12 protein-coding genes and 1 pseudogene are annotated in these 10,721 nt (G+C 39.3%); 3 read left to right on the top strand and 10 right to left on the bottom strand.

Annotated features, from left to right (window positions below):
* Nucleotides 1–73: pseudogene (locus tag DV63_RS18290) on the bottom strand (single-stranded DNA-binding protein); the annotation flags it as partial.
* A 9-nt stretch (nucleotides 74–82) separates the two neighbouring features.
* The gene (gene rpsF / locus DV63_RS14775; protein ID WP_001216711.1) at nucleotides 83–511 is read right to left on the bottom strand and encodes a 30S ribosomal protein S6; all 429 of its coding nucleotides are present in this window, start codon (nucleotides 509–511) and stop codon (nucleotides 83–85) included.
* Here rpsF and DV63_RS18660 point away from each other — a divergent pair.
* Nucleotides 503–685 carry a hypothetical protein gene (locus tag DV63_RS18660; RefSeq protein WP_001120514.1) on the top strand — a complete coding sequence of 61 codons (183 nt, stop codon included), beginning with the start codon at nucleotides 503–505 and terminating at the stop codon, nucleotides 683–685. The two genes, rpsF and DV63_RS18660, sit on opposite strands and share 9 nt — an antisense overlap.
* On the opposite strand, the gene holA is transcribed toward DV63_RS18660, so the two are convergent.
* From holA to DV63_RS14730, 8 genes are all read right to left on the bottom strand, one after another.
* Nucleotides 664–1,686, bottom strand: a complete 1,023-nt coding sequence (gene holA, locus DV63_RS14765; protein WP_000285833.1) for a DNA polymerase III subunit delta — start codon at nucleotides 1,684–1,686, stop codon at nucleotides 664–666. The genes DV63_RS18660 and holA overlap by 22 nt on opposite strands.
* Nucleotides 1,676–3,610 (bottom strand): RNB domain-containing ribonuclease, encoded by a 1,935-nt coding sequence (locus DV63_RS14760; RefSeq protein WP_001161292.1) that lies wholly within the window; start codon nucleotides 3,608–3,610, stop codon nucleotides 1,676–1,678. Before DV63_RS14760 ends, holA begins: the two co-directional genes overlap by 11 nt.
* Entirely contained in the window at nucleotides 3,610–4,401 is a 792-nt protein-coding gene (locus DV63_RS14755) for a shikimate dehydrogenase (protein ID WP_000769676.1), read from the bottom strand. Before DV63_RS14755 ends, DV63_RS14760 begins: the two co-directional genes overlap by 1 nt.
* A 7-nt stretch (nucleotides 4,402–4,408) precedes the next feature.
* Nucleotides 4,409–4,999 (bottom strand): SH3 domain-containing protein, encoded by a 591-nt coding sequence (locus DV63_RS14750; RefSeq protein WP_000846092.1) that lies wholly within the window; start codon nucleotides 4,997–4,999, stop codon nucleotides 4,409–4,411.
* A gap of 8 nt (nucleotides 5,000–5,007) precedes the next feature.
* The gene (locus DV63_RS14745) at nucleotides 5,008–6,057 is read right to left on the bottom strand and encodes a microcin C ABC transporter permease YejB (RefSeq protein ID WP_000562585.1); all 1,050 of its coding nucleotides are present in this window, start codon (nucleotides 6,055–6,057) and stop codon (nucleotides 5,008–5,010) included.
* The gene (locus tag DV63_RS14740) at nucleotides 6,054–7,835 is read right to left on the bottom strand and encodes an extracellular solute-binding protein (RefSeq protein ID WP_000697387.1); all 1,782 of its coding nucleotides are present in this window, start codon (nucleotides 7,833–7,835) and stop codon (nucleotides 6,054–6,056) included. The genes DV63_RS14745 and DV63_RS14740 overlap by 4 nt, the downstream gene beginning before the upstream one ends.
* Entirely contained in the window at nucleotides 7,836–8,816 is a 981-nt protein-coding gene (trpS, locus tag DV63_RS14735; protein ID WP_000549122.1) for a tryptophan--tRNA ligase, read from the bottom strand. It lies immediately after the preceding gene.
* Between the two features lie 71 nt (nucleotides 8,817–8,887).
* A complete protein-coding gene (locus tag DV63_RS14730) occupies nucleotides 8,888–9,625 on the bottom strand; it encodes a methyltransferase domain-containing protein (RefSeq protein WP_000376949.1) in 738 nt (245 codons plus the stop codon).
* Nucleotides 9,626–9,748: 123 nt separating this feature from the next.
* Here DV63_RS14730 and secG point away from each other — a divergent pair, with 123 nt between their 5' ends.
* Complete coding sequence (gene secG / locus DV63_RS14725) at nucleotides 9,749–10,339, top strand: preprotein translocase subunit SecG (protein WP_017179712.1); 591 nt, start codon at nucleotides 9,749–9,751, stop codon at nucleotides 10,337–10,339.
* A partial coding sequence (gene frr, locus DV63_RS14720; RefSeq protein ID WP_020982449.1) for a ribosome recycling factor occupies nucleotides 10,339–10,721 on the top strand: 383 nt, incomplete at its 3' end. The genes secG and frr, both read left to right, overlap by 1 nt.

Below are 10,721 nucleotides of genomic sequence, written 5' to 3'. Positions count from 1 at the left end.
CCGAACCGCTAGGCAAATATTTCAACTCCACATTCCTAGTCAAACGCCCTACCATAATCACTTTATTAAACATGATAAGCCCTTATTCGCTATGAGATCCTACGCTTTCTGCTTCCTCTGCGTGGTGAGAATGCGTGTGTTCGGTTTTTTCGTGTTTTTCTTTAGCGTGTGATGGCTTTTTATTAGCCCTATCCACTAACGCATGCCACGCTTCTACTTCTTTTTTGCTTTCGTATTTGATCATAATGAAACGCAACACGTCTTCATTGATGCGATACAATCGTTCAAGCTCTACAATCATGGACGGCTCTGCTTTGAAATACGCCACATAATAATAGCCTCTTTTATGCTTTTTGATTTCATAAGCCAAATTACGCATGCCCATATCCAGGCTCGTTTCAATCACGCCATGATGCTTAGTGATTACTTCTTTATAAAATTCAATTTTGGATTTAATCTCTTCTTCTACTAAAGTAGGTTTGAGAATAAACATCGTTTCATAATGCCTCATCCATTCTCCTTGTGGTTGTATAGCCCTTTTTTTACTAAAAAAGAGCAAGGTCTAAAAAACTTTCAATTATACCTTGCTTTCGCTTGTTTTTGGATTAAATTTAGTTTTATTGGAATATTAAAGCTCAAAACGAAAAACGCCCTAGGCATTTTTCAAGGGTTAATGATTTTTTGAATGGGGGTCAAATACAAAAAGCCCAATTCCTTTTGCCCTTGCATGCTTTGAATGTGCCATAACCTAAAAATTTCAAAAACCCTCTTATAGCCGGCTTCTTTCAAACGCAAGGCGTTTTTAGCGTAATTTTCAGCAATCTCTTTAGGAGGAGCGTAGCCTAAAACCTCTTTAGCGTCCATTAAACCGGTTGTTTTAATGTGGGCGAAAAATAAAAAAAGCTGGTAAAAATACCGCTCTAACCCCCTTAAAATATCCGCATCCTTTTTGCCCTCTTTTAACAAATAATCATAAATATCAAGCACGCTTTTTTTCAAAAAAAGCCCTAGAATGAGCTTTTGTAAATCCATATCCCCCGCATTGGAGCTTAATTCTTGAATGTCTTCTAAAGTGATGGGCGCGTTTAAAACCGCTAGCTTGTCTAAATCATTAAACGAAATGCTTAAATCTTCGTTATTGGTTTCAAAAAGAGCGTTTAAAAGATGGCTGCTGATGTCTAAATGTAAAGCATTAGCCCTTTCTTGTAAGAATTTCAAACTCTCCCAAGTTTTAGGGGTAAAAAAGCGCGCACAGATCGCTTCATCTTTCAAGGGGCTTTTTTGGAAAAATTTAACGATAATATCGCTAGTGTATTTGTATTTTGTGGTGTCGCTTTTAGCATTATAAAGCCCTATGATAAGCCTGTTATGGCTAGGCCGCTCTAGGGCTTTTAAAAAAAGATTGATATCATTTTCCTTAAATTTCTTATGCAGCGCAAAATCCAGTTTTAAAACGACTAAACTGCTCCCTCCAAATAAAGAATCCTGCTCTAAAAGGGTCGCAATCTGGCTTTTTTCATAATCGCTCGCATAAAAAAGCGAAGTTTCTGTGTCAGGGTTATTGCATTTAAAAAGTGCACTAATCGTTTGAATATAATAATGGATAAAAAAATCAAACTCCCCATACAAAAACACCGCTTTAGGGAGGCGTTGTTTTAAATAATGGTCCAAATCTTTACGATACATGCTCTTTGATCCTTTCTGTGATTTCGCCTCTAACTTGCCCTAAAATCAAATCCGCATGCGTGATTGTAACGCGCACCTTTTCTAACGGCTTAAAAACCTTGTTCGTTTTGATTAAAACTTTAAGCCCTATAAATTCTTTTAACCCCACCACCACCCAATCTTTAACCTCCAAAACAACGCCCAAAAACTCTTTTTCTAAAAACTCTAAAGCCAAGCGGGCGAATTTGCGCTTGACAAAATCCCTTTCAATCAAAGCGGCCTTTTTTTGTAAAGCGTTCAATTCAGCGCATAATTCAGGCGTTTCTTCTAACAAATACGAGCAGCCTTTAGCTTGATGGAACAACAATTCTTTTAAAAGCCTGTGTAAGGCTAAATCGCTGTATCGTCTAATGGGCGAAGTGAAATGCGTATAGCTGGCAAACCCCAAACCAAAATGGCTTTCTTGCATGGGGCTATAAAGGGCTAAATTTTGAGATTTAATGATTAGGCGCGAAACTTCTCTTTCCAACTTCTTTTCTTTGGCTATCTTTAAAGCATGCTCTAAAAAAGGGAAAAAACCCATGTTTTTAGGGCGCATGATCTCATAATCAAAAAGCTTGGCGTAGAGGCGTTTTTGCTGCTCCAAACTTGGCTCTTTATGGGTGCGGTATATCCCCTTATTGTGGAAATGCTTCTCTAATAACCTCGCGCTAGATTGGTTGGCTAACAGCATGGCTTCTTCTATAAGGGTGTGCGCGTTGCTTTCTGTTTGCGTTTCAATTTTTTCTATACGCCCTTCTTTATTTAAATACAATTTGTTTTCAAACGAATTGAAGTTAAACCCTTTTTTTAAACGCTCCTTTTTTAACTTTAAAGCCATTTCTAAAAACCCTAAAAGGCTTTGCTGCAAATCTTTATCTAAAGAGCTTTGATTAGCGCTTAAAAAATGATTGATTTCTTCATAAGTGCAATTAGCCCTAACTTCAATAACGCCTTGAGATAATCGGGCGTTTTCCAAATTGTCTAAAGGGATTTCATACACTAAAGCCAGGCGTTTTTCAAACGCTTTTAATGAGCATGCCCCTTGAGACAAACTCAAAGGCAGCATGGGATACACGCTATTAGGGAAATACACGCTAAAACCCCTAAGTCTAGCTTCTTTATCCAAACTGGAATGTTTCGGCACAAATTCGCTCACATCAGCAACCGCCACAAACAAAACCCTTTTTTCTTGATCGTAAAAAATCGCATCGTCAAAATCTTTAGCGTCTTTGGGGTCAATGGTGATAAAAGGGATGTGAGAATAATTGATCCTATCTTTAAAATCGCTCGCTTTGAGTTGCGCGTAATGTTGGGCTAAATTTAGGCAATCTTTTGAAAAATCCTTAATCCTGTCAAAAAGGCTCAAAGAAAGGTTTTCATCTATTAAAGGGTCTTCTAAAGCCCCTAAAATTTCGCTGATTTCACGCTTTTTAAGATCGATCTTCACCACGCAATGCCTGGGCAATGCTAATAAGGATCTTTGGCTGTGCTTTAAAGAAACAGGTTTTTTAAAAGGCTCTTTAAAAGGGATAGCCACAATCTGGTGATTTTCTTTAGCCAAGTAAGCTATCATCGTGTCTTGCGTATCAAAAAGTGCGGCTTTAAAAAAGGCTATGGGGCGTTTTTTAGAACATCCTATTTGGCATAAAATCAAAGCGTCTGTTTTAAAAGAGGGGGGTAAGTTTTTGATTAAAGGGTCTTTAGGGTAATTTTTCGCTAAAGAAATGAAAAACGCCTTATTTTTTACCCACTCAATCCTGCCTATATCAAAGCCTTCTTTTAAAAAATAGCGCTCCTTGTTGCATCCAAGCGCTTCTTTTAAAACGCCCTTTTCTATTAGAGGAGCGAATGGTTTAGGGATCTTTTTAACCCCAAAAAACAGGCTTCTTAAAAACCCTTGCATCAAAAAACACTCCGCATGACTTCAAACGCTTTTGAATAAGGGATTTGAGAAGCGCTGAATTTTTCAAAACTTAAAGAGGCTTGATAGATGAGCATGTCTTTTCCATCTTGAAAGGGGGTTTTTAACTCTTTGGCTAGAGACAAAAAGGGCGTTAAAAACCCATACGCCAAATCATAAGCGAGCTTGCCCTCTTTAAAATACCCTTTCAAAACCTCTTTATTCAAAGGCAATTCGTTATTCAAGCTCGCTGAAGTGGCGTTAATGATCAAATCAAAAGCGTTTTTAGGAGGCTCCATGAAACAATCGCAACCCAAGCGTTGGAAAAAATCCAACCCCCTAATAGAGCGGTTCAACACGCTCACTTTCAAGCCTTGTTTTTTCAATCCGCACGCTAGGGCTTTAGCGCTCCCCCCAGATCCTAAAATCAGAGCGCTCTGGTAGCCCCCATCTCCCAAAGAGAGCCAAAAACCCAAGGCGTCCGTATTGTAACCCACAAGATCACCATTTTCCAAAACAAGCGTATTGATTGAAGCGCATTCAAGCGCGATACCTTTGATTTTATCGCAAACTTGAAACGCTCTTTCTTTAAAGGGTAAGGTTACATTAGCCCCACTAAGCCCCAAATGTAAAAACTCGTTTTTGATACGGCTTTCTAAAGGGAGCAATATAGGGTGGTAATGCCCCAAAAACCCTAATTTTTTTTGAAAAGTTAAAAAACAAGCGTTATGGATTAAGGGCGATTTGGAATGTTTAATGGGATTTCCAAAAACCCCAAAAGATTTTAATTTCATTATTCTTTCATTCAGCCTTTTTTAAAAGTTTTAAAAACACATAGCCCTTTGTTTTATTAGAAAATTCAATTTTAGCCCAATCGTTTTGGATTTCTAAAACCTTCACGCTTTTATCTTTTGCAAGCGAGCCAATGATTTTACCTTTTGTGCTAGGGAAAGCGCGCACATTCACGCTATTGACTGCGGCCTTATACTCTAAAGGTTTTTTTCCAATTGTAGGGGTTGAAAGGGTTTTTTGATGGTTTTGAATAAGTGAGGCGCTGTTTTGTTTGGGTTCGTTTTCTTTTTCTTGCTCTTGTTTAGTTTCTTGTTTAATTTCTTGTTTTTGCGTGGTTGTTTCTAAAGGCAAAGGAGGGTCTTTGGTGGGGTTTTCTTCTCTAGCGGTTGCGGTCGTGTTGGCTTCTTCTTGTTTGGGCGGAAGCGCGCTGTTTGGACGCTCTTTCTCGGTTTTTTCTACATTCTGGCCTATTGAAATGCTGTCTTTTTTCGCATAAAAACCAAGCGCAGCATGCACTAAAGCATACAACAACATGAACGCTAAAACCACCAAAAAAGGCTGCACAAAAAGTTTTAAAGAAGATTTCATCTCAGTTTTCATTCCTGCCCTCAACGCTTTTCAAAATCAATCCTAGGGTCAATCACCACGCAGAGCAAATCGCTTATCAAGCTCGCTACCAAACCTAAAAGCGTGAAGAAAATATAAAGCGAACCAAACACGACAGGATAATCCCTACTCACAATGCTTTCATACCCTAAAAGCCCTAACCCATCTAGGCTAAAAACAATTTCTATCAATAAGCTTGAGCTAAAAAACATGCCCAAAAAAGCTTGCGGAAAACCCGCCACCACTAATAAAATCGCATTGCGGAACACATGCGCATAAAAAATACGCCCCACTGAACAGCCCTTAGCCTTAGCGCTCACCACATAAAGTTTGCCCATTTCATCTAAAAAAGAGTTTTTCACTAAAAGCGTAAGGCTTGCAAAACCCCCTAAAGAAATGCAAAGAACGGGCAAAGTGATATGCCATAAATAATCCTTGATTTTGCCTAACGCGTTCAAGCTTTCAAAATTATCGCTCACTAGCCCTTTTAAAGGGAACCAGTGCCAATAATTCCCTCCAGCAAAAAACACGATCAACACCACCGCAAACAAAAAGGCCGGGATAGCGTTAGCGACAATGATCACCACGCTGCTTAACACGTCTAAAGGCTCGTTATTGCGTTTGGCCTTGAAAATCCCTAAAGGGATAGAAATAAGATAAATCAAAAGCGTGCTAAAAAGCCCTAACGAAATGGATACCGGCAATTTTTCCTTAATCAAATCTATCACTTTGATCTGGCGGTAAAAGCTCTCCCCAAAATCAAATTGCATGTATTTTTTGAGCATAAGAAAGTAGCGCTCGCCTATGGGCTTGTCAAAACCATAGAGTTTTTTTAAATTTTCCAACAAATCGCTCTCCAACCCTTGAGACCCCCTATAGGCACGATCTTTAACAACGCCTTGAATCTCTTTGGACTGCGTGTTATTGATTTTGGCCATCATCTGCTCTATAGGGCCTCCAGGAGCCGATTGGATCAGAAAGAAATTGATCGTCATGATGGCTAATAAAGTAGGGATAATCAAAAGCAAGCGTTTAAGGATATAAGCAATCATTGAAGATCCTTTTCTTTTTTTATCCACCACAAATACGGCGAAAATCCATAGCTAGGGCTAACTTCAGGCATGCCAATGTAATTATACGCTGCGATCCTGTAATTAGGCAAATAAAAATGCGGTATCACATAAAACCCCCACAACAGCACCCTATCCATCGCTTGAATGGCGGCTAATTGTTCCTTGTAATCTTTAGCGTTAATGATTTTTTCAATCAAATCATCTACCGCTTTACTAGAGATTCCCGCATAATTCCTTGCGCCTTTTTCCTTAGCGCTCAAAGAGCCAAAATAAAAGCGCTGCTCATTACCCGGGAAAGACGATTGGCCAATCACCCCTACAATCATGTCAAAATCATAGCTTTTGACCCGATTGACATACTGGCTTAAATCCACTCTTTGGATTTTCATTTCAATCCCTAACACCCTTAAGTTTTTAGCAAAGGCTAGAGCCAGCCTTTCAAAGGCTGGGCTGTTTAAAAGCAAAGTGAAACTAAAGGGCTTGTTATTCTTATCCACTAAACGCATGTTTTTGTAAGAAAAGCCCGCGCTCTCTAAAAGCTTTTGAGCGTATTTTAAATTTTCCCTCAAATTATAGCCCAAAACATCAGGCCCATCGGTTCTAGGCACGACATAAGGCTCTTTAAAAACCCTTTCATCTAAACTCTTTTCATAAGGGGCTAACAGAACTTTTTCTTCAGGGCTTGGAAGAGAGGGGGACGCATAAACAGAGTTACTGAAAAAACTGGTGGTTCGTTTGTATTGCGAAAAAAACAAATTTTTATTCGCCCATTCAAAATCAAACGCATAAAATAAGGCTTCACGCACCCTTTTATCCTTAAAAATTTCCCGGCGCGTGTTGAAGAAAAACCCTTGCATGCCGCTTGGCATTTTATGGGCTATCAGGTATTTAGTGATTTTTTTATTATCCATAGCTTTCCCCACATAGCCCCTAGCCCAAACCTTAGCCGTGCTTTCAATGCGCCAGTCATACGCCCCGCTTAAAAAAGCCTGTAAAGCAATGGTTTCGTCTTTATAATACTCAAATTTGACCTCATCAAAATTGAATTGCCCCTTTCTGCTAGGCAAATTCCTCGCCCAATAATTAGGGTTTTTTTGGTAGGTGATTTTCTTGCCCACATCAAAAGAAGCGATCACATAAGGGCCGCTAGAAACAGGAATGAGTAAAGGGTTTTTGGTGAAATAATCCTTTTGAAACGCTTTTCTGGAAAAGATCTGCAACTGCCCTAAAATGAGAGGCAGCTCTTTATTTTCAGTGGTTTTGAAAATGAATTTAACATGGTGTTTGTCTAAAACAACCGCCTTTTTAACGTCTTGGTAATACTGCCGATAGAGAGGCGATCCTAATTTCATTATCGTATCAAAGCTAAACTTCACATCGCTCGCTAAAATGGGAGCGTTATTGCTGAATCTCGCTCTTTTGTCTAAGGTAAAAATCACATAGCTGTTATCCTTAGCCACTTCTGCGTCTTTAGCGATCAAGGGGTATTCGGCAAAAGGTTCGTCCAAACTTTGCACCATTAAAGTATCATAAATCAGATCCAAACCTTCGGCTTTAGTGCCTTTAAGTGCAAAAGGGTTAAGGCTATCAAAAGTCCCTATAGCGTCATTCCTCAAAACACCGCCTTTTCTGGCGTTAGGGTTAGCGTATTCAAAATGCGTGAAATTGTCTTTATATTTAGGCTCTTCGCCCAAGTATAAATAAGGCGTAGCCTTAAGGAAACAAAACACCCCTAACCATAAGCCTAAAATTTTCATCTAAACCAACCCCATCAATTCTTTAGCCTTTTGATAAGTCGCTTGCGCTAAAGGTTTGGCTTTTTTGACGCCGCCATTTAAAACGGCTCTCACTTCATCACCGCTGATTTCTTTGTATCTTTCTTGGATGGGTTTTAAAGCCTGGATCACCACTTCAGCCAATTCCTTTTTAAAATCCCCATAGCCCTTATTTTTGAAACGCTCTTCTATGTTTTCTGGGCTTTCATTGCTTAAAAGCATGTAGATGTTTAAAAGGTTAAAAATGCCCTCTCTTTTTTCATCAAACGCAATAACGCCCGTAGAATCAGTGGCCGCTTTTTTGATTTTTTTTACAATAATGTCTGGCTCATCTAAAAGAAAAACCGCATGGTTAGCCCCTTGATGCGATTTACTCATCTTCACTTTTGGATCATCTAGCCCCATAACCCTTGCCCCCACTTTAGCGATCAAAGGCTCTGGCACTTTAAAGCAGTTCCCAAAATCCCTGTTAAATTTTTCTGCAATGTTTCGCGTGAGTTCTAAATGCTGTTTTTGATCTTCGCCCACTGGCACTAAATCGCTTTGGTATAATAAAATATCTGACGCCATTAAAATAGGGTAATTGAAAAGCCCCACATTCACGCTTTTAGGGTTTTTTAAAGACTTGTCTTTGAATTGCGTCATTCTTTGCATTTCCCCCATAGACACCTGACAATTTAATAGCCATGCTAAAGCCGGGTGCTCATCCACTTCACTTTGAATGAATAACCCCGATTGTTTAGGATTAATCCCGCAAGCTAAAAGCAATTTGACCAGTTCATAGCTTTGGGATTTTAAAAATGTAGGATCTATGGGTAGGGTGATCGCATGCGAATTGACGACGCAAAAAAGGTTTTCATATTCATCTTGCATCTCTACCCAATGCTTGATCGCTCCTAAATAGTTGCCCAAATGGATTTGCCCGGTAGGTTGGATGCCTGAAAAGACTCGTTTTTTGTGCATGTTGTTTCTCGCTCATTAGTTTAGCGTTTATTGTAACCACCTAATTTTAATATTTTAATTTATCTTGGTTTTTAAGAACGCTTGATCCCAGAAAAGAGTAACACTTCATAGCTCAATTTTTCAAACGCCATGTTGTGGAAAAAATGTTTTTTTTGCTTGAAACTCAGCGTTGAACCCCCTAAAAGACCGCATTTTTTAAGGTAATTCAAGCAATCTTGTTTGCGGTTGAAATAAAGAGCGAAGCGCTTGTTTTCCAATTCTATTTGAAAATGTTTAAAAGCGTTTTTGATTAAGGATTTAAGCGTTTTGAGATCCCTTAAAGGCGAAGGCGTGCCTAAAAACTCATGCACTTCATGCAAACTAAAATCCGTATGGATAGCTAAAGCCACCTCCTTACTAGAAAGAGCGATTTTTTCTAAAACGCTTTTTAAATCCCTTGCCCATTGTAAAGAGGAAGAGGACACAACCAAATCGTAAGCGCAAAAAACATGTTCTTCAAAATCCGCATGCTCTAAAGAGATTTTTTGAATGTTAATAGAATGCGTGGGGTGTAGTTTGAGCATGTTCATAGAATTATCCAAAGCGATAAAGTCTTCAATCAAAATATTTTGCCGCTCTAAAGCGTTAAAAACAGCCCCACTCCCTGATCCTAGATCCAAAACTTTAGCGTAATGTTTTCGTTTTAAAAATTGGACAAGACAGATAGCGATTTGTTGCTGGATATGGGCAAAAAGGTGATAAGTTTTAGCATACCGATTAAATGCATGCTGATTGAATGCATGCTGATTGAATGAATAAAAAGAGTCCAACACCACCGCCTTTAACGCACCACGCTTGAAATTAAAACTAAATTTTAGTGTATTCTTAGCAAATTTTAGATAAGATCGGGAGTAATTTTTTCTAAATTTTAGGCATTTAAGGAATCAGTGTTTATGACGAGCGCTCTGTTAGGCTTACAAATTGTTTTAGCGGTATTGATTGTGGTGGTGGTTTTGTTGCAAAAAAGTTCTAACATCGGCTTAGGGGCTTATAGCGGGAGCAACGATTCTTTATTTGGCGCTAAAGGACCCGCAAGCTTTATGGCGAAATTGACCATGTTTTTAGGTCTGTTATTTGTCATTAACACCATCGCTTTGGGCTATTTTTACAACAAAGAATACGGCAAAAGCATTTTAGATGAAACCAAAACCAACAAAGAGCTTTCGCCCTTAGTCCCTGCCACCGGCACGCTTAACCCTACACTCAATCCCACACTAAACCCAACGCTCAACCCTTTAGAGCAAGCCCCCACTAATCCTTTAATGCCAAAACAAACGCCTAACGAACTCCCTAAAGAGCCAGCCAAAGCACCTTCTGTTGAAAGCCCCAAACCGAATGAAAAAAATGATGCCAAAGAGGATAATATAAAGGGTGTTGAAAAAACCAAAGAGAATACAAAAACGCCCCCAACCGCCCACCAAAAGCCTAAAACGCATGCAACGCAAACCAACGCCCATACCAACCAAAAAAAGGATGAAAAATAATGTTACAGGCCATTTATAACGAAACCAAAGATCTGATGCAAAAAAGCATTCAAGCTTTAAACAGAGATTTTTCCACTCTAAGGAGCGCGAAAGTTTCAGTCAATATTTTAGATCACATCAAAGTGGATTATTACGGCACGCCCACGGCCTTAAATCAAGTCGGATCCGTGATGAGCTTGGATGCGACCACTCTTCAAATCAGCCCGTGGGAAAAAAACCTGCTCAAAGAAATTGAAAGATCCATTCAAGAAGCCAATATCGGCGTCAATCCTAATAATGACGGCGAAACGATCAAGCTTTTTTTCCCGCCCATGACAACCGAGCAAAGAAAACTCATCGCAAAAGACGCCAAAGCGATGGGTGAAAAGGCTAAAGTGGCTGT

This window comes from Helicobacter pylori FD535 (assembly GCF_000296015.2).
Taxonomy (GTDB): Bacteria; Campylobacterota; Campylobacteria; order Campylobacterales; family Helicobacteraceae; genus Helicobacter; species Helicobacter pylori_CT.
This window is presented reverse-complemented; position numbering and strand designations above follow the sequence as displayed.